This window comes from Halomonas sp. B23F22_10 (assembly GCF_043496975.1).
In the GTDB taxonomy this organism is placed as follows: domain Bacteria; phylum Pseudomonadota; class Gammaproteobacteria; order Pseudomonadales; family Halomonadaceae; genus Halomonas; species Halomonas smyrnensis.
In genome coordinates this window covers 15,097-40,288 of record NZ_JBIEKF010000009.1, presented here as the reverse complement: position 1 = coordinate 40,288, position 25,192 = coordinate 15,097, and the positions used below count along the sequence as shown (strand labels likewise).

The window sequence follows — 25,192 nt, the reverse complement described above, 5'->3', positions numbered from 1 at the left end:
AGTTATCGATCATCAAGATCATTTCGGGCCTAAGCTCCTGATTCTATTCAGTCCGGCGACTCTACCACCCGGATCGTACTCACAATCCTACTCACAATGCCCGAATCAACCCCTTGCGAGCCGGCAGATACAAAAATGCCGCCTCGGCGGGCGGCATGATGCTCAGACACGCGAAAGCCGCCCCGTCAGATTGCGAGGCGCCACTGCTTTGCGATGGTCATGGAGATAGAGGTCATGGCCGCTATAGTGTGGTGGAGCCGCGACACTGTCAAGAAAGGAGATCACCATGCCCTCCCCGACCAGATTCAACGTCCCGCGCACCCTCACGCCCGAGCAGATCGTCGAGAAGCTCAGGCAGCGGCCGTATGACCGGGCGGCACGGGAGGCGGCCGATCTCATCGAGGAGATGCTGGAAGAGCGGGAGGCGCAGGGAGAGCGGCGACACTGAGGCGGCCATCCCTGGCCTTCGGAGATCATGCTGAGCTGTGACGTCGGCTGGCCTCCTTGGCGGCGGGCCCGTCGCGGGCTCGCAAGCGCCTGACGTCACGCTTTCAGCGTAGCGGGGCAGGCCCAGGCGCTATGTAGGAGATCGCCCCGGCGCGGCGTGGGCGATCTCTAGCAGCGAGGCGTCACTGCTCACAGCTGCGCATTCCTCCACGCCACCACCCCATAGACGACGGCCAGCCCGCCCAGCACCAGGGCGAGGCGGAGGTCGTGCGGATGCTGCCACGCCAGCCACAGCGCCGGCGCCAGCGGTAGCGCTTTCAAGATCGGCCAAGCCCTTCCAGCGTGCTCTATCATCCATGCGACGACGGGGTTGGCCTCGATGCCGCCGCGCTTGAGCGCGCCGATGGTGGTGATCGTGTCGGCGAGGCTGGCGATCAGCAGCAGAATGGCGGCGATAGTAGCCAGTGTGATGGGCATGATGGTCACTCCTCGAGCAGGGCGTCACGCCGCGGCAGATAGTCGGCGACGATGATGCGATTGATCTGGTCGGCGCGGTTCATCACCTTGGTCAGCATGTCATCGGCGCCCTCGGTGTCGCCGCGCAGGGTCAGCTCGCCACTGTCGAGCGCACTGATCACGCTCTCGGCGCGGGCCAGGTAGGCCTCCTTGGTGGTCTCGCTCATGACGGTGCCGCCGAGCTGGTCGGCCGTCATTCGGCAGACCAGGGCGGTGAGCGCCTCGATCTGGCGCGCCTGGTCGGCAACGACCTCGTGCAGGTCGCCGACCTCCCGCTCGATGCGGCGGCGGGTGGCGGCCTTGAGACGCAGCACGGCCGGCAGCGTCAGGCGCGCTTGGGCGAGCTCGTCAGCCGTGGGCGCACGACTGCCGGAAGGCGCCAGGGCGCCATGCGGCAGGCGATACCAGGCCAGGCCGGCGGCGTGGCCCAGGGCCAGCGTGCCCTCGGGCAGGGTGATTTTAGTCGGCTCGTCGGCGTCGTTGGGGGTGCGGTCGATGACGATCAGTTGGGTCATGCGGGAATCTCCCAGGGCGTGTCGTAGATAACCGAGCGCACAAAGCCCTCGGCGCTGTATTTCTACTCGACAAATCGAGTTTGTATACCTATATTTATAATCATGGCCATTCGGAGGGCGTCATGATTATTTGTGTTGAATCTCAGTCCATTGAAGTCGCGCAACACCCTGTCTTTACGTACTACGCAACTAGCCGCGATGGCCGGGTTTTTACGCGCCCAGCGGTTCGCTTCAAGGGCATGAGGCGCGCCGGCCCTCTGCCTCGCGCTAGTCATTGGGTGGAGGTGGCGCAGTTCACGGTACAGCCAAAGTACACACCCCCTTATCGCAAGTGCCGAGTCACGCAGGACGGGAAGACAAAGATCGTCTCGGTGCATCGCTTTATGCTGGAGTGCTGGATCGGGATTCAGCCTCGCTCGCAGATTGTGCGTCATCTCAATGGCGACGCGCTGCGCAACGAGCTGGACAATCTGGCCTATGGCACCGTGAAGGAAAATGTCGAGGATGCCTTCCGTCATTCCGGCAACTATGCCGAGGGCGCCAAGAATGGTCGCGCCCGATTGACCGAGTGCGATGTGCGAGACATTCGCGCCCGCTTCGATAGCGGCGAGTCGGTGCCGAGCATTTCACCAGACTATCCGCAGGTGTCGAATAACTCGGTTGCCAACGCGGCGAAGCGCTTTACGTGGTCGCACCTCGCGTGAAGTGCAGCGTGGTCTTCTTGTGGTAACGGCGATTGGTGATGATCACCAACCGCAGCAACCGGTACATGCACTGGCGAATCTCCGCCGCCAGCGTGTGCTTCTCGCTCTTCGGGAATTGGCGCAGGGCCGAATACCCATAACCAATCATCCGCTCGATCTTGAGCTTGATTCTCAGGTCTTCCATGAGGGCTCCTTGTGCGCCGCTCTCGCGGCGCGTTCAGAGTGCCGGGGTTCAGATGGCCGATTAGACCAAACGCGAGAGCCGCAAACCCCGGCTGTTGTACTCATACCCGCGCCCGCTGCTGAGAAACAGCGCGCCAAGGCCGGCGTAGCCGGCGTTGCCGCGGTGGCCGCCACGATACGGGAAGCGCTCCCCGTCGAGATTGGTCCAGATGCTGCCATCGGGGTCGGCAATGCCGTTGGGCATAATCAGGGCGCGCCGCACCGCTTCCGGCGCCTCGTTCTGGGCGTCATACAGGCCGGCCCAATTGGTCGAGCTGGTGCTTGGCATGTCCCAGCCGGTATCGACCCAACTGGACTCGACCAGGCTCTTGTCGTTATCCGGGGCGAGGAAGATCCGTCCATCGACCATCTTGAAGCCCCACTGCCATTCCCAGACGTTACCGACCAGGTCGGCGATGCCATTGGCAGCATTGTTGTGGTTCCAGGTGTTGGGGCCGGAGCCGGTAGCGATGTTGTCGTATTCGACGTTGCTGCCCTGCTCATGCGGGTGGCTGTGGCTCTGGCCATAGTCGGTGTTGCCGCGGGGCTGAAAGCCATTGGCCATGCACCAAAAGGCGATTGCCGACCACTCCCAGTTGCTCATGATGTCGAAGCCGGCTGACTGCGCCTCGCTGCGGGCGTTATCCCAGCTGATGGAGCGGCGCGGCACCTGGCGGGCCTGGCTGACCAGCTCGCCGTTTACGGTCGCCGCCTGGAACATACCGACCAGCAGCTCGCTCTTCTCGACGCCATCGACCAGAAAGGCCTCATGCACGCCAGTCCCCAGCTCGCCTGACGGCACCAAGTCTTCCCACTTGAGCTTGGGGATCACGAACATGTAGCACGGCTCGCCGCCGGCGGTGCGCTCGATGGTGCAGGCGCCGCCGGTGTCGTTCTCGACCTGGCGGCGCTCGACGTCCACCACCCAGGCGTCGAAGATCGGCTGGCTGTCGCCGCCGGCGATGTTGACGGCGTCGTCGCGAGCGGCTTCGGCGGCGGTCTTGGCCGAACTGGCGGCGGCCGCATCGCTACTCACTTGGCTCGCCTTAGTGGTGACGTCGCTGCGGTCGGCGGCAGTGGCGTCGGCGTTGTCGGTGCTGACCTGCTCTGATGCCTGCGCAGCATCGCGCGCGGCCTCGGCATCCGTGGCCGCCTGCTGCGCCGCGTCACGCAGGCCGGCGGTTTCATCGCGCAGATCCGTCGAGGCGGCCAGGTCGGCCTGCATTTGCGCCAACGCTTCCTGGATCTCATCCTCGATCGCGCTGGAATCGACCGGCACCGGGGAAGCCTGCAATACCTCCGGGAGACTTGCTTCGCTAAACTGGTCGGCGGTGACGGTGCCCAGGCGCACACGATGGCCACGCTCGATCCAATAGACGTAGTAGTGGCCCGCCTTAAGATCGATCAGGTAGGTGCCATCCTCCTGGGTCGTGAACTGCGCATCCGACGACACCAGCACGCCGTTCATGGTGGTGGCGGTGGCCTCGAAGATGATAGTCACGCCGGCCAGCGGGCCTGCCGCGTTGCAGAGGGTGCCTGCTAGTTGCATCTCAATTCCTCGATCAATCGTTGCTCAGGGCGACGGCAAAGGCGGTGGCGACACTGTAATTGGCTGGGTCTTGGATGCCCGGGATCTTGGCCAGCACCTCCCCCTTGGCGGCGAAGCCGCGGCGCAGGGCGTCGAAGATGGCGTCATGTAGCGCCTGCATCTCGACCTCGCTGCTGATTGCCAGCGACTCGCTGCCGGCGAACCACTGGAGCGGCACCGGCTGTTGACCCGATTTCACGGCATCGAGTACGCCGCGGGCGTTGACCCGTGCCTCTACGTCGATAGCGATCTGCACGCCCCGATGAGTTGTCGTGCCGTTTGTGTACTCGTCATGCACCCGGGCGAGCTCGGCGCGCAGGTCATCGTGGGTGACCTCGGCGGGCGGGGCCGGCTCGGGCTCGGGCTGGGGTGTCGGCTCGGCAGGCTCGGGCTCGATGTCGACCAGCGACCAGCCGCCCTCGGCAAACACGCGACGGCGCCCTGCCTGGGGCTCGGGTGGGGCGATGGGGGTCGCATGCGCGGGGATCAGGTGCTCGCCGGGCTCCATTGGCGATTCGTCCGCTTCGCCCTGGCTCAAGAAATCGCCGCTCTCGGGGTGATAGTGATAGATGATCATAGGGCTCCCTCAGTAGCGGATGCAGGCCAGCAGCGGCATGTTGCGCGGACGTGCCTCGTCGCCGCCATCATTGCTGATACCGTGGTCGTGGGTGTTGCTGTTGATGTTTAGGTCGTGGTTGTGGGTATCGTTATAGGTCGTGAAGTAGTGGCGGTGCCTGCCCCCTTCTTCGGTCCTGTAAACCGTCGTCCCGTCGTTATCATTCGAGGGGCCGTCTGCCGATCCGTTATCCTCACTGGTGACATTTGGGTCTAGGTCGTGATCGTGCTCGCCGCCATAATTCGTGTAGCCGGAGTGGTTGTGGGTATCGTTATTCGTGCTGCCGCTGTGACTGTGGGTGTCGTTGTCCGTTGACCCGCCATGGTCGTGCGCCTTGTTCTGGTCGCCCTGGGCCTCGGCGATGCCTCGCCCGCTGTCGATGCCGCGGCCATCATCCAGCCAGCGCGGAAACTCCCCGCGGTAGTCCGGCAGGCTGAACGTCGTGCTGCCATCGCCGGCGCCGAAGGTGGTGCCTATCGCCGCGAACAGATCGGCGTAGGCGCTGCGTGAAACGGCCGCGCCGTTGCACTTGAGCCAGCCGGCCGGCGCATTGGTGAAGGGGAACCCCATCACCGCGCCGGCAGGGATAAGGAAGCGCAGCAGCTTATCGAGGACGTAGCTCTGTTCGTCGTCGGCGACGCGCAGCACCCCCTCGGCATTGCCCGCCTTGGGCGGCAGCCCGCCCTCGCTGATCTCCTGAGTCTCGTTGCGATAGGTCAGGGCCTCGCTCGCCGATTGAGCGGCGGCATCCCTGTCCTGGGCGACCTGATCGATGTCCTGGTTCAGGGTGGTCATCGTCTGCTGTAACTCGCTGCCAAACGTGACCAGCGCGGCGTTTTGCCCGTTCTGCTTAGTGATGGCAGCGTCGGTGTCACCCAGAGCGAAGTTGAACTGAGCGAAGTTAGGCACCGTAGGGACGTGAGCCATTTAGACCTCCACGAGGGTGATAGATGAGCGCCAGTTGGCGTAGAAGTTGTGGTTGTGCCCGTAGTTGTCGTCTCGCCGAGCGAGAAAGGCGTGCTCGGCTTCGTCCAGCCCGCCGGCCCCGGGGTAGAGCGACACGTAAACGTCGCGCCCCTTGCCGCCGCGCAGAAAGGCGCGGGTCAGGGTGGCGCGGCCTCGGGCGTCCATGAAGTCGAGATCGAAGGAGAGTCGGCGGGCAATGCCGCCGCCCAGGGTGCGCAACGAGCCACCCTCGCTTCGGCGATGCTCGGCCGCGTCCTGCCACTCGAGCTCAACGCCATAGCTGGCATTGAACTGCGGCGTGACCGTGTTGCCAGCGATGATGCGCCCGACCTCCATCACGCCATCGAGGTTATCGGGGTCACTGATCGTGAGGCGATAGCCGGTGAGCGCGGTGGCCTGCATCCAAAAGGGCGCCTGCTGAATGGGTAGGTCGTCGGTCAGCGTGGCACCCCATGGGTCGACGCCAAAGCGGAAGTCGCCGAGCGCCACCAACCCCGAGACGACGACCGAACCGGAGTCATAGACCACATCACCCTCGTTGAGAAGCTCGACGCGCACCGTAGCGGTGGCCGACAGGTTGTGTCGGTAGATCACCAGGGCATCGATGAACGCCGGCGTCGGTAGCGTGGCGGTGATCACCTGGTCGGCGAGGTCCGCCGAGCGCCACACGTAGGCCCGCCCGGTGCGCTGCGTGTTGGCCACCGCCAGCGCCTCTGACGTGGCGGTGAGCGTGGTGCTATCGTGCAGGTTGTCCACGATCATGCGCAGGGTGTTGGTCACAGCCAGACCTCCAGCGTGGTGATGCCGCGGGTCGGCGCGCGCCGCACGGCGATGATCCGCCCTACCCGGCCTGCCAGCGCACCCACCTCGACGGTGACGGCCTGGCCGACCTCGGCCTGGGGCAGGAACGCATCCATCCGCCAGACGTCACGGCGCACCGCGCGCAGGGCCAGCAGGCGGTCGCGCTCGGTATCGGCGTCGGCGCTGGTGGCCAGGGCGCTGTCGCGGCTGACCTCCTCGGCTTGTGGGTAATCGGGCAGGGATTGGGTCGCGGTGGATTCGCGCCACTCGCGTTTGAGGCGTTCGGCCTCGGCGGCGTCGTTGTCCTCGATGGTCCCGGCGACCTCGCGTAGCGGCGAGAAATTGCGCTTCCAGCGCAGCGTCAGCGACGACCACGGCGCCTGCGTCTCGATCAGCTCCAGGCTGTCGCGCTCGATGTCGTCGGCGTAGAGCGTCAGGTCTGGCGCCGAGAGCGCCAGGTGCTGCCGCACCACCAGCTCGCCGAGGGCGTTGAGATACCAGTAGCCGCCCTGCCCTTGGCACAGGTCATCGAGGATCTGCCGGCCGGTCACGGCGTCGGCGTAATAGAGCCCCACGGCATAGCTGGGCAGGCTGTTCTCGGCGACGGTCAGGCCGTACTGCGACGCCACCCACTGCGGGATGTCGTTCGTGTCGTGCGATTCCTGAATATCGACGGTCAGCGCCCCGCCCGGGGCGTTATCGAGGGTGAACTCGCCGGCGGACAGGTCATCGGTGTGCGGCACCCCGTTGCCCAACTCCTTGGGGGCGAGACCGGTCACCGCCAGGAATGAGGCCCGATAGGTCAGCGCCGACGTCGACACCCGGAACGCCGGGGCGTTATAGACGTTGCCCAGGGCCAGCGGCACCGGGCCGCCATCCAGCGGCAGCGTGCCGGTGTCGATCGGCTCATCCAGCTGGGCCGACTGATCCACCATGCCGAACGCCAGCTCGCCGCGGCGGGCACCGGTGATGCCCTGGTTGATGCCGCGGGCATGCAGCCGGAAATCATCGCGGCTCCAGTCCGGCCCGCCCAGGTAGAGGCGGATCTCGTGGCCCGCCCAGGCGTAGCCCAGCCAGGGGTCGAGCTCGCCGTCGTTGATCAGCCGCACCTGCCCGAACGTCAGCCGTGCATCGATGCGGGTCTCGATGTCGATGGCCTCGGCCAGCAGGTCGTCGTGAATGCGGTTGGGGTCGCTGTCGCCCGGCCGCGAGATATACGGGCGCGTGGCCACGTACTCGGTGCCGGCGGCGTGGTCCAGCTCGGCCAGCACCACCCGCTGGGCGGCGTGGTCGGCCAGCCAGGCCTCAAACTCGGTATCGGTCAACGTCCCCTCCAGGCATGAAAAAGCCCGGCGCGATGGCCGGGCTGGTGGATCGTGGTGAGCATCAGGTGACGGTCACCGGTGTGCGGGTATTGCGGTCGATGCTCTCCTGGGTGCGCAGCTGTCGATCGCGCTGGCTGGCGGCACGGGCGGCATCCTCGCCGCGCTCGCCGCGCAGCTGGCGGACCTCGTTGCGCAGTCGGGTCATCTCCTGGTGCATGGCCTGCATGGTGCGCAGCATCTCGCCGTCGCTCGAGCCGCCCGGGGCGCTGTCGCGGTAGAGCTGAGCGATCGGCGCCGGCAGCACCGTCTCGCCGCGGTGAAGCTCGGCACGATAGCCGTCGAAGGGCACCGTGCCAAGGCCCGCCGCATGCGAGCCGTCGATCTCGACGCCCAGCCCGCGGGCCGCGTCGAGGATCTCGTCGAAGATGCTGCCGTACTGGCCCGAGGCCTGGCCGTAGTAGCCCGCTGCCTCGCTCAGATAGCCTGAGGCAGCGCTACCCAACTGCCCAATGGCGTCGGCGTTGCCGTTCTCGGCCTGGACCAGCAGAGAGGCGTACTGCGACTGCGACTCCTGCAGCCGCTCGCTGGGGTCGAGCGTCGACTGGTCAGAAAGCAGCAGCGAGTCGATCCAGTCCTGCAGCTGGCTGTGCTGCTGATCCATCACGTCCAGATACTGCGACATGGTGGGCACCAGCTGCAGCAGCGCGGCGTACTGCTCGCGCCCTGCCTCGGTCATCAGGTTCTGCGCCTCGACCATGTCGCGGAAGCCGGCGGCGGTGTCCGGCATGGCCACGCCCAGATCCCCGAACGCGCTCGACAGATCGTCCTCGAGGTCGCCGAAGCGTTCCGCGTCGGTGAAGAACGACTGGTAATACTGCTGCTGCGCGCTCGCCAGGGAATCGACGCCGCCCATCAGCTCGGCCAGGTTGCCGGCCGCCCGGTAGGACGCCACCGAACCATCACGGAAGCGAAGGTTCAGGGTCTCCATCCCATCGGCCAGCAGCGTCAGCGCCTGCCGGGCCGGCACCGCCGTGGCGACGATCTCGTCCACACCACCATCGATGCCGCGGACAAACCGGCCGAACGCCCCGTCGAGGGTGCCCAGGATCGATTCGTACCGCCCTTCCAGATCCCCCATGCTCGACAGGCCGTAATCAGCAGCGGCCTCGCGCATGGCGGCCAGCTCTGCCTCGCTGCTGGCCAGCTGTGCGATGGTGTTATCCATCTGGGCCAGCTGCTCGGCGTACTCCTGGGCGTTCTCGAAGTTGTCGCGGTCGCCGAACAGGGAATCGATGTCGCGCGACTCGCGGGCGAAGCCCACCCGGCCCAGAGCCGAATCGGCGAACACCTCACGCTCGAAGCCATCGCGGCCGGCGGCGCCGGCCTCGTTGACGGTCTTGAGGATACCGGTGGGGTCTTCGCCGGAGTATTTTCCGCTGATCCCGAGAGCGTCAGACACACCACCCACGAGTCCATCGACGATGCCTAGACCCAGAAGATTGTCCGCCAGCAGTCCGGCGCCGATCCATGGCATGGCCGCTCCAAATGCCCCAGAAAGGCCTCCGGTGCCGCCAGCCACTGCATTGGCACTGGTGATTGCTGTTCCCGATATGCCGCCCGACATGCCCAGCGAGGACGCGGCAGCACTGCCGCCCCCAAAAAGCCCTCCGATTGAGCTGCCGATGTTGGTCCCCAGCAGGCTGTCCGCGCTGCTCACCACGCCATTCAGGCCGCCGAGTGTTCCGGATAAGCCCTGCGACTGCGCGCCGCCGATCCCCATCGCTCCCTGCATGTCGCTGGTAAAGCCGACGACGATTGGCTTTAGCGTGGCCTGATACGCCAGCTCGGCGAGCAGGCGCTTGAAGGCATCCTCGAGCTGCGAGGCGAAGTCGTCGAACGAGTCGAAGGCGCCCTGGAAGGCATCGGCGAACGTCTCGTCGATGCGCCGCGTGGCCTCCTGAAAGGCATCGGCCATCGGGTCGGCGCGATCCGCGAGGTTGTCGACCTCCAGGCCATAGGCCTCGGCGGCGGTCTGGCTGCTGCGATAGCTCTCATCGAGCCGGCGCATGGATTCGGCCAGCCACTCGTTGCTCTTGCCCTCCTGGAGCGCGTACTGGACGAGCTGGGCCTTGTCCTCGGCGTGCTGGCGTTGCGAGGCCTGGAGGGGATAGAGCTCGTCGATCAGCCCCTGGGCGGACTCGGCCTGGCGGTCGAGTTCGGAGGTGGTGTCGGCGATTGCGGCCGACGTGGAGCCTGACGTTTCGCCCACATTGAACAGCCACTCGTCGAGGGTCTTGAACTCGGTCGATGCGCGAGAGATTTGAACCACTTCGGGCTCAGTGACCGGCTGGCCGGCCTGTTGAATCTGAATCTTGCGGTCGATCAGTTCATCGTACTCGCCCTTGAGGCCCTCCAGTGCCGCCTGGGCATCTCGCGCCTGCTCCGAATCCGCGCCGAACAGGTCAATACGCTCTTCGAGCCGCTGCTTCGTGTCGAACAGTCGGCCCAGCTCGGCATCAATCCCCGCGATACTCCGCTTGGCATCGTTCTCGCGGAAGTCGTCCATGAAGGCGTTGAATCCGCGAGCGACTTGATTGACGCCCCAGCTGATCCCCTCCAGCGAGGACTTGATCAGCTCATCGAACTGGCTGACGGCGCGCGCAGTCTCCGTGCTGAGTTGCTGCTCAAACTGGTGGAACTCGTTGCGAATATCCTTGAGGCGTTGAAGCTCAAGGTCTGAGAGGACGGCATTCAGCTCTTCGGCTTCTCGGCCAAGGCGATCCACCTCGGCGCCACTGTCGCGCAGCAGCGGGATCAGCTCGGTGGCGTCGGAGGCCAGGGCCTCCATGTAGAAGGTCATCTCGGAAGCGGAGAGCCCGGCATTCTCGAGGGCGCTGTAGACAGCCTGGAGAGCATCAGGGCCAGACATCCGAGCCAGGGCTTCGGCTGACAGATTCGCCTTCGGGGCAATCTGCTCGAAGAAATCAACGAACTCACCGGCCCCGGTCTGCAGGAAGTCGCCGATGCGATCCTGAGTGTCGCGAACGATGTCGGCCAGCTTCTCCTGCTCGACGCCATACTGTGCGGCGCCATAAGCCAGGCGCTGGAACTCCCCCGTCGATGTCCCGGCGATACGCGACAGCTTCTGAATCTCGGCGGCCGTCTGCGAGGCTTGCCGCCCCATGGCCAGCAGAACGCCGGTGCCGGCACTCATGCCCAGCAGTGCGCCGCCTGCCGCCTTGGCGAACGCCTCCATCTTGTCGAGGCGCGTGCTCACATTACCCACAGACTCGCTGGTTTTGTCGCCAGCCCGCTCGACGCCGCGGAGGCCGCGCTCGACACGCTGAAGGCTCTGCTCGCCAGAGCGCGAATCAATGGCAAGCTCAAGTCGGCTCTGGTACATGCTTTCTCCGGGCACAAAAAAGCCCCGGCGAATGCCGAGGCTTAGGGTGGTTGGTGAGATCGGGCCGCTATGATCGCTCGGGCCTGTCCAGACACGACCAGACCAGGGCCACTACCCAGCCAACGAACGTCCAGCCAGCCACCACGTTGAGCACGCTGATGGCCACGGCGTTGGGCATGTTGCGCCAGGCCGCGATGATCAGCGGCAGGAAGTACAGCGCCACAACGATGGCGAGCAGCAGCAGCGGGTGGATGGGTAGGTCTTCGATGGGAATGGCGTCCATGAGCGGCTCCTGATCCGTTTCCGGCAGGATAGCACTCAGCCGCCTGAGCTGGCATGCATCTCGCGGAACGCGTCATCCATGGCGCACAGCACGGCCACGGCCTCATCGGGCTCTGCTGGCCAGCGCAGGCGCTCTCGCAGGTCGAGGATGGTGACGGGAGAGATCGGGGGGATGCCGCCCATGGCGAGCGGACGAGCGCGACTGGCGGTGCCGAAGGCCGAGAGCCAGAATTCGGTGCGCTCGTCGTACTCAGGCGGCTCGGCCTCAAGATAGAGCTGAGCCGCCACGCGCCGGTATTCGGCCTGCGCCTCGCTCAGGCTTCGGCCTTCGCCTTGCCACTCGTGCTGCCAGCGGAGGAACGCGGCTGCCGCTTTCCCTGGCTGGCGTGGTCCTCCCGGCGGTAGTTGGAGAGGTCGTTGGCCTCGTTGAGGATGCGGGCCACCAGGTCGGGGTTCTCCATCAGCACCTCGACGGCATTCTCGACGCCGTAGGGGATCGGCTCGCCGTCGTTGTCCACCACGTCGCGCCAGTCCTTGAGCACGCCGGTGGCCACCGCGGTATAGAGCGCGCGCTGCTTGGCGGACGGCTCCTCTTTCTTGCGGTAGCCGCTCTCCTCGAGCGCCTTCTCGTATTCGGGATTGCCGGCCCGGGCCAGCTTGAACTCGGCGCCCATCAGCGACACCCAGGTGCCGGCGGTGAACAGGGCGACATCGTTGCGCTTGGCATTGAACGCCATGGTGATACCTCATTGGTCCGTTGGTGATCGTCATCCGTTGTGGTAAAGCGCCCCGCTGCCCACGGACGGACAGGCAGCGAGGCGGTGGGGCCGAAGCCCGCACTCGGTTACGGCGTCAGGGTGCGCTCGATCGAGATCATGCTGCCCAGGTCGTCCACGGCGGCCGTGGTGTCGAGCTGGACGCTCAGGATCTGGTCGAGGCCGCCGCTCGGCAGGTCGCCGGACAGATATTCCTTGCCCAGGCTGAAAACGTAGCTGTTCGAGCCATCGCCCATCGTGAAGCTGGAGCTGATCGGCGTGTTGGTCAGGGTCTGCTTCCAGAGGTCGAGGGCCGCGGCCGACATGCGGATGGTCTTCTGGCCGGTGATGTCGACGCTGCCCTTGTGGTGCTTCTGGTGCAGCGAGCCCACGCACTGGTCGGACTGGAAGCCGTTGGCGATGGCCAGGCTCATGCCGGTGATGCACATGCCGCTGATCGCCGAGCCGTCGATCATCAGGGACGACAGGTTGTTGGAGCTGTCGAAGAAGATCGGATCGGCCGGGTCGTTGAAGGTGTCGCCGCTGGGGTCGTACTCGTCGTCGTGGCTCTCGCCCATGAAGGTCGCCTGGCCGGTGATCTTCTGGCCGGCGCTCATGGTGAGCTGGAGCTGCGAGACATACATGCCACTCATCAGCACATGGCGATCGCTATCCAGGTAGCTCTTGAGTACGTCATGCTGAATGTCGGCGGTGCCAACGCGGAGCTCGTCGGTGCCGGCGGTCGGGGTGTCGGTCAGCCAGGTGCTGCACAGGGCGGCAGCGAGGATGTCGTCATATTCGGCAGTGGTCATCTCGAAAGAAACCGTACCGCCAACGGTGAGGCCGGTGACCTTCTGGCCGTCGCGGAGGCGGTCAGAGCGCACGTTGTCGGAGCGCTGCGTCTCGGTGCCCACGGTCAAGGCGTCATTGGTGCGGCGAATGGTGGTCCAGGGGTCGGTGCTACCCTTGGGGCGAATGGCGATGCGTACTCGCTCGATGGCCATGCGTGATACCTCGCGGGCTTGTCAGTGGTGCATGAAAAAGCCCGCCAGGTGGCGGGCGGGTGGTGTCCGTTGGGGAGATCGGCGTCAGCCGGCGCGGAACGGCGTCGTCACGTTGTACTGGAACCAGCCATCTTGCGGCCCGACACGGCGAACGCTGGCGGCCTGGGTGGAGAATTGGCCGCTCTGCCAATACTGCAGGTGCTCGGCCAGGCTGTCGGCCAGCTGGGCAGCCGTGGCACTACCAATGCGCTCGGCGGTGAACACCTGGCACATGATCAGGCCGGTGCGGCGCACGCAGGGCTGCGAGCCGATGCCGGCGGTGCGGCTGTCGCCATGCTGGATCACACAGCGCACCCAAGGCTCCTTGGCGTCCTGGGCGGCCTTCACGGATGGGCCGATCGGCACGCTGTCGAACGCCACCGGCGCGCTCGGCAGAGGGCCATGCGTTGGCCACTCAGCCAGGCGCGACTCGACGGCGATGCGTATCTGCTCAAACGTCACGATCGATGGCCTCGCGGAGGTTGTTGAAGGTGATGGCATAGACGCCGGCGGGCGCTTGGTCGGAACTGCCGTTTTCCAGCTCCTCCGCATACGGGAGGTTGTTCTGGACGTATACGACCTCGAAGGCGCCTGTCACGCGCGACAGCCGGGCGTTGGCCTGCTGCTGGTTGTGGTCGCCGGTGGCGTCGAGGTTGTAGCCCTCGTCCCGACTGCCCACCGTCAGGCGGTTGTTGCCGCGGAACGCGCCAGTGTCGACCGGCGAGCGCTCGGTGACGCTGGTGAAGGCCTGCAGCGCCGCGGCCCGGAGCCGCTTGTTCTGCGTCTGCTCCACCTCACGGGCGAACCCGGTCAGCGATTTGCTCCAGCCCTTGCGTGCCATCAGGTTTTCCTCAGCGCCAGTGTCCAGGTGGCGGCGACCGGATCTTGGCCGACGTTCTTCACGACCAGGCCGGCGATGGTGTCGTCGACCTGCGGCTCTGCCAGGCCGCCGCCTTCGTCCAGCGTCACCTCGTTCTGCAGGGCGGTGAGCTTCTGGTCGGTGGCAAGGATGTGCTGGCCATCGACCTCCTCCTGGCGGAACGAGCCGAGCACCCCGCGCCCGGAATAGGCGACGGTGGCCGCGTTCGTGCCGGTGACGGGGTCATACTCCCCGACAATCTCCCGGGAGCCCGAGAACGCCGTCACGGCGTCGGCCAGGTCGTCGTCGAACGCCTCGGCGAGGTCGGTTTGCAGATCGTCGCGCATGCCCATGTCACGCCCTCCGCACAGCGAATGTGGATCCGCCGCCACCCATCAGGTAGGGGCGCAGCAGGTCGTTGACCAGCCGCAGGGTGCCGGAGCTGGCCGTGGCGCCGTCCTGGTACTCCTTCTCCGACTCGACCGTATCGGCCTTCACGCGCTTGCGCTTGAGCGCCGGGTCGCGGTCGCCGTAGAGGCTGCCGGTAGCCGCATCCTGCGCCAGGTAGGCCCCAGCCTGCTTGATGTCGGCCTCAACGGGATCGGAGGCCATGACGCCACGGGCCGACAGCCAGGCGTTGGCCTCGAGGACGGCGCGGGCTTTGTCGCCAGTGCCTTCCCAGCCGGCGGGCAGCAGGGCGTCAACGTCATCGACGGCGATGTACTCGTTCATGTCATGGCCTCGGGAATAGGAGGGCGGCCGGAGCCGCCCGGGCGTTACTTGGCGTTTACTTGCGACCGGCCTTGCGCTGCTTGTTGCGGAACTCGGCCAGGTCTTTCGGGCTCACGCGCTGACCAGGGACGAAGCCGTCCTTGTTGGTCTTCTGCGCGGCCGGCTTGGCTTGGGTTTCGGTGGCATCTGCCATTGCGATCACCTTTCAGCTATCGGATGAAGGGAAGAAGGGCGCCCGAAGGCGCCCGTCGATCAGTTGTGCACGAAGAAGGCGATACCGACGTTCTCGCGTTCGAACTCGCGCGACCAGTTGGCGGCAGTCTCGAACTCGGCGATGGTCGGAGAGAGGTCAGCGACAGAGGCGTCGGTGAACTTGTAGCCCTCGGGGTGCATCAGCCACTCCTTGCGCTCCCACAGGGTTTCGATGCCAGCGCCATTGCCAGCGGCCTCGTCGAACTCGACGGCCACGGGGCGGCGCGGCGTTCCCTCGCCGTAGCCGATCATGCCCTGACGGTAGAGCACGGACACGTAGCGGAAGCCGCTGGTGGTGCCGGCGATGACCGGAAGCTTCTTGTCCTCAACGACGCGGTAGTCGTTGTAGAACGGGATGCGGACGCCAGTCTGCGAGTCAGTGACGAAGTCGATCTTCTCCTGCTTGATCATCTGCGTCAGGGTGTCGGGATGGACAGCCAGGAGAGCCAGCTTGTCAGCAGACTCGCCCATAGTGGCGCGCGCATCCACGAAACCATCGAAGGTCCACTTGTTGTCAGCGGCCGCGTTGGCGCCGTCTTCGGTGGAGGCATCGAAGATCATGTCGCCAGAGCCGGCATCGTTCTCGTTGAACAGGCCGAGAGTGATGGACTGGATGCGAGCGGCAAATCGCTGATCCCAATAGGCGGAGGTGCGAGAGGCGATCTGGCGCATCGGGTCTTCGTTGCCGACCAGGCTTGAGACCAGGTTGGCCGCTTGCCAGCCGTTGTTGACGAAGATCTTGCGGGCCGCCATCTTGCCGGTGCCGATCTTGTCCGGGGTGGCCTTCTGGGTCGGATCGTCGCTGGAGTTGTTCTCGTCGGAGGCGTCGAGATCCTTCCAGTACGGGATCGAGGTCAGGCCGCCTTCGCCATTGGCGCGGGACTGGAGCTCGTTGCTCGTGACGGCCACGCCTGACGCGATATAGGCGTTTCGGTCGGTGCGGTCTTCTTGCAGATACGAGAGATAGACATCCTCGTCGAACTGCACATCGGAAAGTCGAACAGTTGCCATGGTGAGGCTCCTTGCTTATCGGCTAGTGAGCGCTTGACGAAATCCCTCGGGATCCCGCTGCTTGAACTCGATGCGCTCTCTTTCGGTCATCTCGGAAAGCTTCTTGTGGGCGGGGCCTCCGCCTTGGCTACCGGGGGAGCCTCCACCCGATGCCGGATTGCCAGCCAGGTAGGCGTCGTAGCGCCCGGATTCCTGAATGGTCTTCTTCAGCTGATCCAGCGAGGTGACGCCATCACCCGCGACGGTCACCTGGCCGGTCTCGCTGTCGTAGTCGAACTCGAAGCGCGTTTTCAGCAGGTCGCGCAGATCCTCGTTGCGGGTGCCGCCGGCGCCCAGCTCGGTGACGATGCCGCCCAGGGCGTTGCCGACCTTCTCCTTTCGGATGTCGCCGACCAGCTTGTCATGGGCGCGGCGCTGCTCCTCAATGCGCTCGTTCATGAGCCGCTCGAGGGCCTCATAGTCGCCATCACGCCTGGCCTTCGCTTCCTCGGCCTGGCGGGCCTCCTCGGCCTTGGTGTTGAGCTTGTCGGCCAGCTCCTGCTTCTCGGTCTTGAGGTTCTGGTTGGTCACCTTGAGCCCGGCCACCTCGTCGTCGATGGCCTGCTGGTGCTCGGCCTCGGTGTAGACGGTGATGGTCTGGCCTTCGTGCTCTACTTGAATCGGCATCATCAGCTCCCGTGTTGATGCGTCCGTCCACTGCCTGCGGACGATGGGCGCCTGGCGAACAGGCATGAAAAAGCCCCGCTCGGTGGCGGGGCTCGTGGTGAGTGGTGATCGGCTACTGCATCGTCAGGTCATACCGAGCGGCCAGCTCGTCGAGCGACAGCGGTCGCCCCTGGTTGTCGGTGAACTGCTCGATCTTGATCGTGCCCGCGCGGAACAGCCTGGCCCGCGCCGGCCCGAGGTAGTCGTCCTGGAATTCGGCCGACTGGTTGCGCAGGAAACCGCCGAACGTGAGCTGGTTCGAGACCGGCCCATCCATCGACGCCCGCTCCCCCTGGATGGCGACGCGGTACTGCTCCTTGACCACCGGCACGCGCAGCGATCGGCAGCCGTAGTGCAGCGGCGGGCGCGGCCCCTGGCCCAGCGGGTGAACGGTCTGGTCGAAGCCGGCGCACGTCAAAGTGACCCGAGAATCGAGCGTGGCGATGAAGCGCTCACCCTCGAGCAGATCGGCATTGGCGTCGTAGACCATGCCGCGCGCCGCATCGCCGATGCCGTTGGATGCTGTCCTGACGACCGTCTCGGCCTGTCGGCGGCTGCGCGTCGTGACCACCTCGGCCACGCCTCGCGCCATCTGCTGCTGAGTGTCGCCGGCCAGAATGCCTTTCTCGACCACGCGCCGGGCGTCCTTGGCTACCGCCCCGGCGAACTCATCCCACATCTGCGGGATGGTCAGCTCCTTGATGGTGTCGCCACTGACCAGGCGCATCTTGCGCCGGGTAGTCAGACCGCGCACCAGTTCTGGCGTCACGCCTTCGGCCAGATCGACCGATACCGCCGCACCCAGCAGGCGCTCGGTGAAGCCGACCTCCTGAACGGCGAAGTCCTCAAGGTCGAGTTGCTGCTGTATCTGGCTGGCGCGGTCGGCCACGATGAAGCGCAGATCGGCTTCCAGGGCGGTCATGCGTGCCATCTGGAAGTCGGTCGCACCACCCTCGGCGATGCGCGCGCGCAGCTCGCGGGCCAACTCGCGGATGATGGGGAGCGCTTTCTTGACCTGGCTACCGCCGAACCGCTGCACATGGATCTGATGGCGGATCAGTCTCTCGAGCAGCTTAACGTCGGATGTCATTACATCACCCCAAGACTAGTCCCGCCGGCCTGCACGTCGGCCTGGATGTCCTCGTCGGTTCGGTCGCTGCTGATCAGCCCCTTGCGGCGACTCCAGGCGCGATAGTCCTGCATGGCGATCACGCCACGATCCAGCTCCTGAATGCGCGCGGCGATCATCTGCGGGTCGGCGCCTTCTTCGTAGAACTCCTGGTTCAGCGTGACGGTGATCTGCTCGAAGACGTTGGCATCGGTCATGAAGATGGCAGCGAACTCCAGCGCCTTCTCCAGCGCATCGCCCACGTTGATCGCTACGCTGGCCAGCGCCGAGTGCTCGGCGCCGGAGCGTGCACGCACGCCCTCGGCGGTCTCGTTGCCGCCCCGGCTGTCGATCAGGCGGGCGCCGATGGCCTTCATGTCTTCCTTGGCGTCCTGCATGTCCTGCCGCGCCATGTCCTGCGGCTCGGCCTGGATCAGCTCGGCCTTGCCGCCCTGGGTCTGGATGCCCTGGCGGCTACCGACCGTCACGCCACCGGGGTTGAGCTTCTTCCAGGTGTCCGCGTCCATGTTGCCGATGTCGATATGGAACATTGGCTGGCCGACGATATGGCTGCCCTCGCGGCGGTCGGCGCTCGACTGGTAGTGCGCAATGTTGGCGTCGGCGAGGTCTAGCAGCACCGGCTTGTCAGGCGCCTCATCGTTGAGCACCGCACCCACGAACACGAAGGGAATCACCGCCCAAGGCTCACCATTGGCCATGCGTGGCTCGATGCGCGCCTGGGGTACTTCCACGTTGTCGCGGTAGACGGTCTGCACATAGCGACCATCCTCGAGAGATAGCACGCGATACTGGTAATCCAGCACGCGCTCGAACTGGTCACTCTGATCGGTCTCGTAGGTCTCACGCAGAACCACGAGAGTGATCTGCTCGCCCTCGCGGCGCCAGTTGATGATGCTCTGGCTGTCGTAGCTTCGCAGGGTGGCGCGCAGGCCGCGCGTCTGCTCGCGGGTCAGTCCATCCTCGGCCTCGGGGTAATCCACGAGGATGCTGTGCCGGCCCGAGGTCAGTAGCGCGGATGAGGTCAGGCGCCCGAACTGCTCGAGCGCCAGGCCTGAGCCATCCGCATCGTCGCGCATGTACTCGATTGCGCTCGGCAGCTCCACGGTCGGCGCCTTGCGGAAGATCGCGCCCAGCAGCCCCTCATGAGTGCGCCCCGTCACGCCGAGCCAGAACGCCCGCGTCAGGTAGGCGTGGTAACGCGCCTCGGCGGCCTCCTGCTCACCCTCCGGCAGCAGACTGATGCGGCCTGACGGATTGGGCAGGTACGTCTCGCCGCCAGCCTTGATGGCATCGGTGCCAGAGACGGCATCTCGCACCCGTGACGCGCGCGCCTCGTGCGACTTGTACAGCGGGTGGGGCGTGTCAGCAGGCATGGATGTCCTCACATGAACTTGATGGGGCCGATGCTGGCCGGTTTGATGATTGGGTATTCCTTTACGATGAAGTACCCGGCGGCATCGTTCGGGTGGTCGGTATCGTGCGACTTGTCCGGCTCGCCCTGAAGATTCCACGCTTGCTGCTCTAAGGCATCGGCGTAACCAGGGCAGCGGTCGATGTTGACCTTGTAGCGACGCTCGCCCTTCGCGTTGCACAGGGCGGCATTCATTGAGTTGATGCGATCCTTGACCGGCGGATTGGCAGCATTCACCACCACGCGGAAGCCGGCATCACGAAGCTGCGCTATGTCAGTCGTCGACGCATTTACCGAGCGGCGAGAATCACCCGACGCATCAGGGTAGATATGGATCTCGCACGCCTTGATGTAGTCGCTGCCGTCATAGCGCCAGTAGCGCTCCTTGATGCGGCGGATCATATCGGGGGTGTCGTAAGCACCCATGATCTCGTCAACCGCTCGTGGCTCGCCATCGCGCTTCACATGAGTCACGGCAGCCATCTTGCCGACGTTGAAGTCCATGCCGATGAATAGCGCCTCGCCTGCCTGGTGTTCATCGCGACAGGCATTGAGCGTGCGGCTGAACTGGCGATAGACGGTGCCGGTGGCAAGGTTGACGAACTGGCCGCGCAGATAGGCGTCGATCAACTGCGGCGGATAGGCCTCCAGTAGCGAGTCGATGTAGTCATCTGGCAGGTTCGCTTCGTTGTCATAGGTCGAAGCCTGCACCAGTCCGTAGCGCTGAGCCATGGACGGTTTGTCGCGCAGCGCCTTGACGAACTGCTGGTGGACGAACTTGAAGCCCTCGGGCGTCGTCGTCACGTCGATACCGTTCTTGAGGCCGTCGACCTTGTAGCGCATGCGCGCCATGATCTTCCGCCAGGCCATCTCAGCCTTGGCGGTGGCCATCAAGTCGAGCTCGTCTACCAGGGCATGCCCGATCTTGAAGCCGACGATACTGCCGGGCTTATCCATCGAGCGGCAGATTACCGTCGAGCGATACTGCCGCCCGTTGTACAGATGGACCTCGCGGTTTGACTCGCGCACCTCGGCGCGCAAGCCGATGGCGTGAGACGCCTCCTCGATGGTCGGGTAGAAGATGTCGCGGATCTGCGGGTAGGTCGGCGCGAAGTACCCCATATTGATGCCGGGGTGCTGCCAGGCGTGCGCCCCAATGCCCGAGCAACCTACCCATGTCTTGCCGGAGCCGAAGCCGGCCACATAGGCCCGGAACTTCTGCGGCATCGCCAGGAACTGGCCTTGCGGGCGGTTAAGTGTCGCCTCGTTTTCGATCTGGGTCGCTGGCATCCTGCACCTTGAAGACGACATTTACCGGCGTAGGCGTGTCGTCCTGTCCGTCTGGCTCTGGCTTGTTCCGCCAACGGTCAGGCTTGCGATTATTCAGCCAAATGGCCGCAGCGGTCGTGTCAGGCGGGTAGTGCTTGGTCGTCTGGTGAGTGACGATCTCCCCCTGATTGTTGAACACCTTCTCCTCGGGGTGGCTGTACCCGAGTGCGCGCTCATACAGGCGTGAGGCGACTTCGGCGTCGGCCATCACCTTCCCGCTTTTTAGGGACTCAAGAAACGCCGGGTGAGCCTTCTTCCAGGCGTTCAGCGTCTGCTCGCTGACCTCGAAGAAGTCGGCCATCTCTGCGTCTGTGGCGCCCAGCAAGCACAGCTTGCGGGCCTGCTCGGCGAACGCAGCCTTGTACTTGGTGGGTCGTGCCATATTCGGGCTTCCTGTTCAGTAGATGCGCCTCACTCCCTCACGACAGGCCGGCGCTCGCGGTCGTTTCGCTTCGCCGCAGCGAGATACAGGCACAAGGCCCGATCACCTCCGGTGCTGCTGGGTGTCACTCTGCGCCGATGACGCCATTGCTCACCGGCACCTCTTGCTCACATTCTGGGCACTTGAGGAAAGCCACGAACGGCTCGTCAGCGACGACCGCCGCCACGGCGAACGGCACGCCTTCCTCGGTGCAAGGGCAGAGCATGAATGTCACGTCGCCATCCTTCGGCGGCTGGTGCATCTGAATTACGTCGCCCATGCTTAACCCTCTCCAAATCCAGTCATCATTTCCCCCTGATCGCGTCCATGAAGCTGCGCGGGCGCTCACCCACGGCCAGTGCCTTGTCGTCGCTGCGCTTCTTGATATTGACCCCTTGCAGGGCGCCCTGAGCCACGATCAGCCAGATCAGCAGGCCAGTGAACTCGGGATCGCCGACGATGGCGGGGTCGGTGCCGATGGCGAACACCATGGCGAGGTCGAGGAGGGCGAAGCAGCCCATCAGCACCCAGCCGCCGAAGGGTCGCCAGCCGGCCCGGTAGGTGCTTTCGCTCTCAAGCTCGGCGCGCATGGTCTTCTGCGTCTCGGCTAGGCGCTTGGTGTACTCCTGCGCCTGGGCCATCTCGCCCTCGATGCGCAGCTTCTCCAGCTCGCGTTGGTGCTCGTTATTGATACGGATCAGCTCGGCCCGCTTCTCCGGGTTTTGCGTCGCCGCCAGTACGCCCTCGGCAGTGTTCTCGATGCCCAGCAGGCCAGTGACCATGCTGGCGGCCCCAGCAGCGATACCGCCAGCCACAGGGCTGCCAAGCGCAGAGGCCACGGCGGGCGCGACCTTGGCAACGGCGGCAACGGCATCTTTCCACTCCACGCTCATGGCCCGATCCCTATCATGTTGGTGATGGCTTTCCCGATGGCCGCAGCAATGGCACCGAGGACCACTAGGCCAGTGGCGCCTACTGCGCTCCAGCGCCCCATAAGCTGCTTGCCTTGCTGGCCAGCGGTGGCCTTGGCGACAGCGTGCTGAAGCTCGAGGCTATGGATTCGCCCGGCGTGCTCGCCGATCTGTGACTCGTGCGACTCCAGCTTCGCACCCTGGCCGGCCTGGCGTTCTTCCAGGCGAGCCATTCGCTGATTGAGCTGGTTGACGCCCGCCTCAATCCTGTCGAGCTGGCTATCAGGCTGGGGAATCTGTTGCATAGTCACGAGGCCGCCTTGCCGCCAGGCTGTCGAGCCGCCGACGCGATGACGCGGGCCAGCTCATCGGCAAGCGAGCGCCTGCCCGCCAGATAGGAGGCCAGGTCGCGCTTGCTGGTGAGAAAGAATGTTTCGAGGATGATGCCGCCGCCGTCGCTGACGAAAGCGAGCCGGTGGTGCTGGCCGCTGTTCTCCGGCTTGGCGCCCCGATTGGGGATGCCTAGCACGTCGGCCACGGTAGCGCAGAGCGCGCCGGCCAGCGGGTAGTCGCTCTCGTGAGAAAGCGTCTCCACGCCGGAGGCCTGCGAGGATGCGGCGGCGTTGCAATGGATCTCCACGGCGATGTCGGCTTGGGCGGCCAGCTTGACGGCCTGGCCGAGCGGCAGATTCTCGTCGCCACGCCCGTCGGTCGCGTGCTTGATGCCTTGAGCGGCCAGCGCATCGCTGATCAGATCGCGCAGCGCCACGGCGATGTCGGCCTCGACGCAGCCATGGGCGACGGCGCCAGGGTCGGTGCTGGAGTGACCAGCGGAGACCATCACCGTCTGCTGCTGCGGAGGCGCTGCCGGGATGGCGGCGACTTCATCAATCCATCGCGCCATCGGGCACCTCAAGAAGACAAAAGCCCGTCGCGTGGCGGGCAGGCCGGGAGAAGGCCGAAAGGGCGGCGCCGCTGTCTCGGGGCCGGGAGTAAGCCGGCACGGCGCCAGAAACGACAACGCCCCGGCTCAAGGCCAGGGCGCAATGTAAGTGCCCGGCGTCTCGGGCAGTGCCATGCAGCGCGGAGCCTCACATGGTCTTGAGCTGGCCGCGCCCGGAGACGGGGCCGTATCCGTGCCTACGCATGGCAGGCCGGAACGCAAAAAGCCCCGCACGATGGCGAGGCTTTGATTTGATTAGCTGTTTGAGCGTAGCGCCGTCCAGCTTGATTTATAATAACCGAATTGAGCGCAAAGTCAATCTTTTGTGCCATGACGCTCCGTAAAACCGCCTACCTTCCTCTCCCATTCCTTCCTAGCCCTCATCGCCTCCCGAAGCGTCGCGTAATTTCCAATATATGCCCGCACGCCATTGGCGCCGCCAACTGCCATGTAAGGCCTCTTACCGGAGCATACGGCAATGCCATTGGCGCCACTGGTGTTGTTCGAATGCATCCTTGAGTTCCTCCTGTTTGTGGATCTATCAACCACGCGGAGATTTTCCAGTCGGTTATCAGAGGGGTTGCCGTTTATGTGGTCCACCTCCATGCCGTCGGGTATCTCAATCCCATTCATGGCTAAAACCACGTGGTGCTGCCACAGCCTAACGCCATCTAGCGAGACCATGAGGTAGCCGGGCTTTTCAGGCCACCCCGCAACAGCGCCCGCATTCTGATCCCGCCATTTGACATAGGTCGTCGGCGACGGAAAATGAGATGGCGGTCGATCAACCCTCCAGACTAAAAGCCCGCTCTCCGTATCGTGGAGGAAGCACTCCAGCAGGTAATACCTATCGAGCGCAGAGCGCTTTAGGAATTGATCTCCGTGCCTTTTCACCTGATCGACAGCCACTTCCAACCAATCCGCAGCCTCCACGCCAAGCCATGCGCCTAGCGTGTCCGCCAGACATGGGTGCAGCCAAACACCGGGGTGCAATCGCTGGCGACTACGAGTTACAACCTTCCCGCCCGCCACACTGCTTCGCCGCGCCACTGCGGCGAGCCTATCCTTCATGCTTGGTCGCGACATCCAAGCCGAAATCTCTTTTCCGTAGGCCGCCGCCATCTCGTCAGCGTTGAACCAGCCGCCCCTGGCAAAAGCTACGTCACAACCGTTAATTTGCCTCACCGCCACAACTTTCATCAGGCAGCCCTCCTGTATCGCCTCACGACATCACCAATGACGTTGCTGATTGGATCCATGGCCTCTCCCTCCAAGAAGCTGATCGATGACTGAATAACCGCCCAGACTGGCAGCCAGTCGCGAGCCCAGTCCTTGGTTACGATTGCCACGCCATACCAGTCAGCCAGCACCTCACGCACGGTCTCGGGCGTCCAGGCGGCGCGCTCGTTAGAGAGATTGCGCTGCCGTTCGATCAAGGCGACGTGCACCAGCCAGTGGATTTTCGCCTTCTTGGCCTTGCGCCAGACCTGCCCATCGCCCCAGTTCGGGATGCTCTCGATCACCTTGGCCTCGACAGCCGCCACAGCATCGTCGAGAAAGGCGTTCGCCTGATCGGTCGAGGGATGGCACAGGAAATGCCCGATCGCCGCCAGCACAGGCTCCTCGCGCTCCATGCGGGTGATCTCGGCATAGACCGGCGCATAGTCGGAGCCATGGCTGGCCCCCGCCCCGCCCCGGGTGCTGTACTGCACCCGGCCGCCGCTCTCGAGATCTTCCATAATCGGTCCCAGCTGGGAGCGGACGCCGCTGTCCATGGCCATGGCCCAGGCCAGTTTCGGTTCGGTGGTGATCATGCCGCTTTCTCCTTGGTTGCCCGCTCTGCTGCCTGCTTCGCTGCGCCTGCCGTGCCGTAGCTGTCGATTCGTTCCGTGCCGCGCCAGAGGGTGAACAGCTCACCGTCGCCCCAGCGGGCCCGGCTGATGATCCACTCCCCGCTCTGGATGCTGTCGGCGTTGCGCTTTACCCATTTCAAGGGCGGCGCTCCAGAGTTTTGCGCCACCCATCATTAGGCGGCGGCTCAGAGAACCCCATCGGCTCATGCCGGTTCGTCTCGCTGACCCACTCGCCGCCCGGGATGCCGTCGAAGACGAAGGCCTCGCCCTCGAAGAACACCCAGCGCCCGTCTTCGCGCTGCACCAGCGAATCGGCCCACTCCGGCGCCTGGATCCAGTTCGGCTTGCTCATCACACCCTCCTCGGCTTGTTCACGTAGCGCCGCTCGGGCGGCTTCTCGGCCTGCTTGTCGCCCATATCCGCTACAGGGGATAAACCGCTGCCTATCCTCTG

Annotated in this window: 34 protein-coding genes; 2 read left to right on the top strand and 32 right to left on the bottom strand. The window is 64.9% G+C overall.

Features of this window, described 5'->3' with window-relative positions:
* Positions 1-286: 286 nt before the first annotated feature.
* Complete coding sequence (locus tag ACGTNF_RS16020) at positions 287-448, top strand: hypothetical protein (protein WP_394602510.1); 162 nt, start codon at positions 287-289, stop codon at positions 446-448.
* A gap of 188 nt (positions 449-636) precedes the next feature.
* Here ACGTNF_RS16020 and ACGTNF_RS16015 read toward each other — a convergent pair whose 3' ends face one another.
* Positions 637-924, bottom strand: a complete 288-nt coding sequence (locus ACGTNF_RS16015; protein WP_394602509.1) for a DUF5658 family protein — start codon at positions 922-924, stop codon at positions 637-639.
* A gap of 5 nt (positions 925-929) precedes the next feature.
* The gene (locus ACGTNF_RS16010; RefSeq protein WP_394602508.1) at positions 930-1,478 is read right to left on the bottom strand and encodes a hypothetical protein; all 549 of its coding nucleotides are present in this window, start codon (positions 1,476-1,478) and stop codon (positions 930-932) included.
* Positions 1,479-1,600: 122 nt separating this feature from the next.
* Between ACGTNF_RS16010 and ACGTNF_RS16005 the strand changes: the two genes are divergently transcribed.
* Positions 1,601-2,182 (top strand): hypothetical protein, encoded by a 582-nt coding sequence (locus tag ACGTNF_RS16005; protein WP_394602507.1) that lies wholly within the window; start codon positions 1,601-1,603, stop codon positions 2,180-2,182.
* Here the strand turns inward: ACGTNF_RS16005 and ACGTNF_RS16000 are convergent.
* From ACGTNF_RS16000 to ACGTNF_RS15855, 30 genes are all read right to left on the bottom strand, one after another.
* Positions 2,160-2,366 carry a hypothetical protein gene (locus ACGTNF_RS16000; protein WP_394602506.1) on the bottom strand — a complete coding sequence of 69 codons (207 nt, stop codon included), beginning with the start codon at positions 2,364-2,366 and terminating at the stop codon, positions 2,160-2,162. The two genes, ACGTNF_RS16005 and ACGTNF_RS16000, sit on opposite strands and share 23 nt — an antisense overlap.
* Positions 2,367-2,426: 60 nt before the next feature.
* Entirely contained in the window at positions 2,427-3,953 is a 1,527-nt protein-coding gene (locus ACGTNF_RS15995) for an SUMF1/EgtB/PvdO family nonheme iron enzyme (RefSeq protein ID WP_394602505.1), read from the bottom strand.
* Positions 3,954-3,966: 13 nt separating this feature from the next.
* Positions 3,967-4,569: a hypothetical protein gene (locus ACGTNF_RS15990; RefSeq protein ID WP_394602504.1), complete on the bottom strand. Its 603-nt coding sequence runs from the start codon at positions 4,567-4,569 to the stop codon at positions 3,967-3,969.
* A gap of 9 nt (positions 4,570-4,578) precedes the next feature.
* On the bottom strand, positions 4,579-5,535 hold the full coding sequence (locus ACGTNF_RS15985) for a phage tail protein (RefSeq protein WP_394602503.1): 957 nt from the start codon (positions 5,533-5,535) through the stop codon (positions 4,579-4,581).
* Positions 5,536-6,354, bottom strand: coding sequence for a hypothetical protein (locus ACGTNF_RS15980; RefSeq protein WP_394602502.1), 819 nt, complete (start codon positions 6,352-6,354; stop codon positions 5,536-5,538).
* Positions 6,351-7,700: a hypothetical protein gene (locus ACGTNF_RS15975; RefSeq protein WP_394602501.1), complete on the bottom strand. Its 1,350-nt coding sequence runs from the start codon at positions 7,698-7,700 to the stop codon at positions 6,351-6,353. The genes ACGTNF_RS15980 and ACGTNF_RS15975 overlap by 4 nt, the downstream gene beginning before the upstream one ends.
* A 61-nt stretch (positions 7,701-7,761) precedes the next feature.
* Positions 7,762-11,103 (bottom strand): coiled-coil domain-containing protein, encoded by a 3,342-nt coding sequence (locus tag ACGTNF_RS15970; protein WP_394602500.1) that lies wholly within the window; start codon positions 11,101-11,103, stop codon positions 7,762-7,764.
* A 67-nt stretch (positions 11,104-11,170) separates the two neighbouring features.
* Positions 11,171-11,386: a superinfection immunity protein gene (locus tag ACGTNF_RS15965; protein WP_394602499.1), complete on the bottom strand. Its 216-nt coding sequence runs from the start codon at positions 11,384-11,386 to the stop codon at positions 11,171-11,173.
* A 35-nt stretch (positions 11,387-11,421) separates the two neighbouring features.
* The gene (locus tag ACGTNF_RS15960; RefSeq protein WP_394602498.1) at positions 11,422-11,673 is read right to left on the bottom strand and encodes a hypothetical protein; all 252 of its coding nucleotides are present in this window, start codon (positions 11,671-11,673) and stop codon (positions 11,422-11,424) included.
* Positions 11,674-11,699: 26 nt separating this feature from the next.
* Positions 11,700-12,122 (bottom strand): phage-derived protein YdaY family protein, encoded by a 423-nt coding sequence (locus tag ACGTNF_RS15955; protein ID WP_394602497.1) that lies wholly within the window; start codon positions 12,120-12,122, stop codon positions 11,700-11,702.
* A 107-nt stretch (positions 12,123-12,229) separates the two neighbouring features.
* Positions 12,230-13,144, bottom strand: a complete 915-nt coding sequence (locus ACGTNF_RS15950; RefSeq protein ID WP_394602496.1) for a phage tail tube protein — start codon at positions 13,142-13,144, stop codon at positions 12,230-12,232.
* A gap of 84 nt (positions 13,145-13,228) precedes the next feature.
* Entirely contained in the window at positions 13,229-13,645 is a 417-nt protein-coding gene (locus ACGTNF_RS15945) for a phage tail terminator-like protein (RefSeq protein ID WP_394602495.1), read from the bottom strand.
* Positions 13,635-14,024 (bottom strand): hypothetical protein, encoded by a 390-nt coding sequence (locus ACGTNF_RS15940; RefSeq protein ID WP_394602494.1) that lies wholly within the window; start codon positions 14,022-14,024, stop codon positions 13,635-13,637. Before ACGTNF_RS15940 ends, ACGTNF_RS15945 begins: the two co-directional genes overlap by 11 nt.
* Complete coding sequence (locus tag ACGTNF_RS15935; RefSeq protein WP_394602493.1) at positions 14,024-14,395, bottom strand: hypothetical protein; 372 nt, start codon at positions 14,393-14,395, stop codon at positions 14,024-14,026. The genes ACGTNF_RS15940 and ACGTNF_RS15935 overlap by 1 nt, the downstream gene beginning before the upstream one ends.
* 1 nt (position 14,396) lies before the next feature.
* Positions 14,397-14,774, bottom strand: a complete 378-nt coding sequence (locus tag ACGTNF_RS15930) for a DnaT-like ssDNA-binding protein (RefSeq protein ID WP_394602492.1) — start codon at positions 14,772-14,774, stop codon at positions 14,397-14,399.
* A 55-nt stretch (positions 14,775-14,829) separates the two neighbouring features.
* Complete coding sequence (locus ACGTNF_RS15925) at positions 14,830-14,967, bottom strand: hypothetical protein (protein ID WP_394602491.1); 138 nt, start codon at positions 14,965-14,967, stop codon at positions 14,830-14,832.
* Positions 14,968-15,026: 59 nt separating this feature from the next.
* Positions 15,027-16,037 (bottom strand): hypothetical protein, encoded by a 1,011-nt coding sequence (locus ACGTNF_RS15920; RefSeq protein ID WP_394602490.1) that lies wholly within the window; start codon positions 16,035-16,037, stop codon positions 15,027-15,029.
* Between the two features lie 15 nt (positions 16,038-16,052).
* Complete coding sequence (locus ACGTNF_RS15915) at positions 16,053-16,703, bottom strand: hypothetical protein (RefSeq protein ID WP_394602489.1); 651 nt, start codon at positions 16,701-16,703, stop codon at positions 16,053-16,055.
* 112 nt (positions 16,704-16,815) lie between these two features.
* Positions 16,816-17,832 (bottom strand): phage minor head protein, encoded by a 1,017-nt coding sequence (locus ACGTNF_RS15910; protein ID WP_394602488.1) that lies wholly within the window; start codon positions 17,830-17,832, stop codon positions 16,816-16,818.
* On the bottom strand, positions 17,832-19,244 hold the full coding sequence (locus ACGTNF_RS15905; protein ID WP_394602487.1) for a DUF4055 domain-containing protein: 1,413 nt from the start codon (positions 19,242-19,244) through the stop codon (positions 17,832-17,834). Before ACGTNF_RS15905 ends, ACGTNF_RS15910 begins: the two co-directional genes overlap by 1 nt.
* An 8-nt stretch (positions 19,245-19,252) precedes the next feature.
* Positions 19,253-20,572, bottom strand: coding sequence for a terminase large subunit domain-containing protein (locus ACGTNF_RS15900; protein WP_394602486.1), 1,320 nt, complete (start codon positions 20,570-20,572; stop codon positions 19,253-19,255).
* The gene (locus ACGTNF_RS15895; RefSeq protein ID WP_394602485.1) at positions 20,535-20,993 is read right to left on the bottom strand and encodes a hypothetical protein; all 459 of its coding nucleotides are present in this window, start codon (positions 20,991-20,993) and stop codon (positions 20,535-20,537) included. The genes ACGTNF_RS15900 and ACGTNF_RS15895 overlap by 38 nt, the downstream gene beginning before the upstream one ends.
* Positions 20,994-21,117: 124 nt before the next feature.
* Positions 21,118-21,312, bottom strand: coding sequence for a hypothetical protein (locus ACGTNF_RS15890; protein WP_394602484.1), 195 nt, complete (start codon positions 21,310-21,312; stop codon positions 21,118-21,120).
* 25 nt (positions 21,313-21,337) lie between these two features.
* Complete coding sequence (locus ACGTNF_RS15885; protein WP_394602483.1) at positions 21,338-21,925, bottom strand: 3TM-type holin; 588 nt, start codon at positions 21,923-21,925, stop codon at positions 21,338-21,340.
* On the bottom strand, positions 21,922-22,248 hold the full coding sequence (locus tag ACGTNF_RS15880) for a hypothetical protein (protein ID WP_394602482.1): 327 nt from the start codon (positions 22,246-22,248) through the stop codon (positions 21,922-21,924). Before ACGTNF_RS15880 ends, ACGTNF_RS15885 begins: the two co-directional genes overlap by 4 nt.
* Positions 22,249-22,250: 2 nt before the next feature.
* Positions 22,251-22,847 (bottom strand): N-acetylmuramoyl-L-alanine amidase, encoded by a 597-nt coding sequence (locus ACGTNF_RS15875; protein WP_394602481.1) that lies wholly within the window; start codon positions 22,845-22,847, stop codon positions 22,251-22,253.
* Positions 22,848-23,201: 354 nt separating this feature from the next.
* On the bottom strand, positions 23,202-24,086 hold the full coding sequence (locus ACGTNF_RS15870) for an HNH endonuclease signature motif containing protein (protein WP_394602480.1): 885 nt from the start codon (positions 24,084-24,086) through the stop codon (positions 23,202-23,204).
* Positions 24,086-24,700, bottom strand: a complete 615-nt coding sequence (locus ACGTNF_RS15865; RefSeq protein WP_394602479.1) for a hypothetical protein — start codon at positions 24,698-24,700, stop codon at positions 24,086-24,088. The genes ACGTNF_RS15870 and ACGTNF_RS15865 overlap by 1 nt, the downstream gene beginning before the upstream one ends.
* Positions 24,697-24,879, bottom strand: a complete 183-nt coding sequence (locus tag ACGTNF_RS15860) for a hypothetical protein (RefSeq protein ID WP_394602478.1) — start codon at positions 24,877-24,879, stop codon at positions 24,697-24,699. Before ACGTNF_RS15860 ends, ACGTNF_RS15865 begins: the two co-directional genes overlap by 4 nt.
* Entirely contained in the window at positions 24,876-25,091 is a 216-nt protein-coding gene (locus ACGTNF_RS15855) for a hypothetical protein (protein ID WP_394602477.1), read from the bottom strand. Before ACGTNF_RS15855 ends, ACGTNF_RS15860 begins: the two co-directional genes overlap by 4 nt.
* Between the last annotated feature and the right edge of the window lie 101 nt (positions 25,092-25,192).

Excerpts from the sequence above, each read along its gene's own strand:
- ACGTNF_RS16020 (WP_394602510.1), top strand. The coding sequence starts at position 287 with ATGCCCTCCCCGACCAGATTCAACGTCCCGCGCACCCTCACGCCCGAG.
- ACGTNF_RS16015 (WP_394602509.1), bottom strand. The coding sequence starts at position 924 with ATGCCCATCACACTGGCTACTATCGCCGCCATTCTGCTGCTGATCGCC.
- ACGTNF_RS16010 (WP_394602508.1), bottom strand. The coding sequence starts at position 1,478 with ATGACCCAACTGATCGTCATCGACCGCACCCCCAACGACGCCGACGAG.
- ACGTNF_RS16005 (WP_394602507.1), top strand. The coding sequence starts at position 1,601 with ATGATTATTTGTGTTGAATCTCAGTCCATTGAAGTCGCGCAACACCCT.
- ACGTNF_RS16000 (WP_394602506.1), bottom strand. The coding sequence starts at position 2,366 with ATGGAAGACCTGAGAATCAAGCTCAAGATCGAGCGGATGATTGGTTAT.
- ACGTNF_RS15995 (WP_394602505.1), bottom strand. The coding sequence starts at position 3,953 with ATGCAACTAGCAGGCACCCTCTGCAACGCGGCAGGCCCGCTGGCCGGC.
- ACGTNF_RS15990 (WP_394602504.1), bottom strand. The coding sequence starts at position 4,569 with ATGATCATCTATCACTATCACCCCGAGAGCGGCGATTTCTTGAGCCAG.
- ACGTNF_RS15985 (WP_394602503.1), bottom strand. The coding sequence starts at position 5,535 with ATGGCTCACGTCCCTACGGTGCCTAACTTCGCTCAGTTCAACTTCGCT.
- ACGTNF_RS15970 (WP_394602500.1), bottom strand. The coding sequence starts at position 11,103 with ATGTACCAGAGCCGACTTGAGCTTGCCATTGATTCGCGCTCTGGCGAG.
- ACGTNF_RS15965 (WP_394602499.1), bottom strand. The coding sequence starts at position 11,386 with ATGGACGCCATTCCCATCGAAGACCTACCCATCCACCCGCTGCTGCTG.
- ACGTNF_RS15955 (WP_394602497.1), bottom strand. The coding sequence starts at position 12,122 with ATGGCGTTCAATGCCAAGCGCAACGATGTCGCCCTGTTCACCGCCGGC.
- ACGTNF_RS15950 (WP_394602496.1), bottom strand. The coding sequence starts at position 13,144 with ATGGCCATCGAGCGAGTACGCATCGCCATTCGCCCCAAGGGTAGCACC.
- ACGTNF_RS15940 (WP_394602494.1), bottom strand. The coding sequence starts at position 14,024 with ATGGCACGCAAGGGCTGGAGCAAATCGCTGACCGGGTTCGCCCGTGAG.
- ACGTNF_RS15935 (WP_394602493.1), bottom strand. The coding sequence starts at position 14,395 with ATGGGCATGCGCGACGATCTGCAAACCGACCTCGCCGAGGCGTTCGAC.
- ACGTNF_RS15930 (WP_394602492.1), bottom strand. The coding sequence starts at position 14,774 with ATGAACGAGTACATCGCCGTCGATGACGTTGACGCCCTGCTGCCCGCC.
- ACGTNF_RS15925 (WP_394602491.1), bottom strand. The coding sequence starts at position 14,967 with ATGGCAGATGCCACCGAAACCCAAGCCAAGCCGGCCGCGCAGAAGACC.
- ACGTNF_RS15920 (WP_394602490.1), bottom strand. The coding sequence starts at position 16,037 with ATGGCAACTGTTCGACTTTCCGATGTGCAGTTCGACGAGGATGTCTAT.
- ACGTNF_RS15915 (WP_394602489.1), bottom strand. The coding sequence starts at position 16,703 with ATGCCGATTCAAGTAGAGCACGAAGGCCAGACCATCACCGTCTACACC.
- ACGTNF_RS15910 (WP_394602488.1), bottom strand. The coding sequence starts at position 17,832 with ATGACATCCGACGTTAAGCTGCTCGAGAGACTGATCCGCCATCAGATC.
- ACGTNF_RS15905 (WP_394602487.1), bottom strand. The coding sequence starts at position 19,244 with ATGCCTGCTGACACGCCCCACCCGCTGTACAAGTCGCACGAGGCGCGC.
- ACGTNF_RS15900 (WP_394602486.1), bottom strand. The coding sequence starts at position 20,572 with ATGCCAGCGACCCAGATCGAAAACGAGGCGACACTTAACCGCCCGCAA.
- ACGTNF_RS15895 (WP_394602485.1), bottom strand. The coding sequence starts at position 20,993 with ATGGCACGACCCACCAAGTACAAGGCTGCGTTCGCCGAGCAGGCCCGC.
- ACGTNF_RS15890 (WP_394602484.1), bottom strand. The coding sequence starts at position 21,312 with ATGGGCGACGTAATTCAGATGCACCAGCCGCCGAAGGATGGCGACGTG.
- ACGTNF_RS15885 (WP_394602483.1), bottom strand. The coding sequence starts at position 21,925 with ATGAGCGTGGAGTGGAAAGATGCCGTTGCCGCCGTTGCCAAGGTCGCG.
- ACGTNF_RS15880 (WP_394602482.1), bottom strand. The coding sequence starts at position 22,248 with ATGCAACAGATTCCCCAGCCTGATAGCCAGCTCGACAGGATTGAGGCG.
- ACGTNF_RS15875 (WP_394602481.1), bottom strand. The coding sequence starts at position 22,847 with ATGGCGCGATGGATTGATGAAGTCGCCGCCATCCCGGCAGCGCCTCCG.
- ACGTNF_RS15870 (WP_394602480.1), bottom strand. The coding sequence starts at position 24,086 with ATGAAAGTTGTGGCGGTGAGGCAAATTAACGGTTGTGACGTAGCTTTT.
- ACGTNF_RS15865 (WP_394602479.1), bottom strand. The coding sequence starts at position 24,700 with ATGATCACCACCGAACCGAAACTGGCCTGGGCCATGGCCATGGACAGC.
- ACGTNF_RS15855 (WP_394602477.1), bottom strand. The coding sequence starts at position 25,091 with ATGAGCAAGCCGAACTGGATCCAGGCGCCGGAGTGGGCCGATTCGCTG.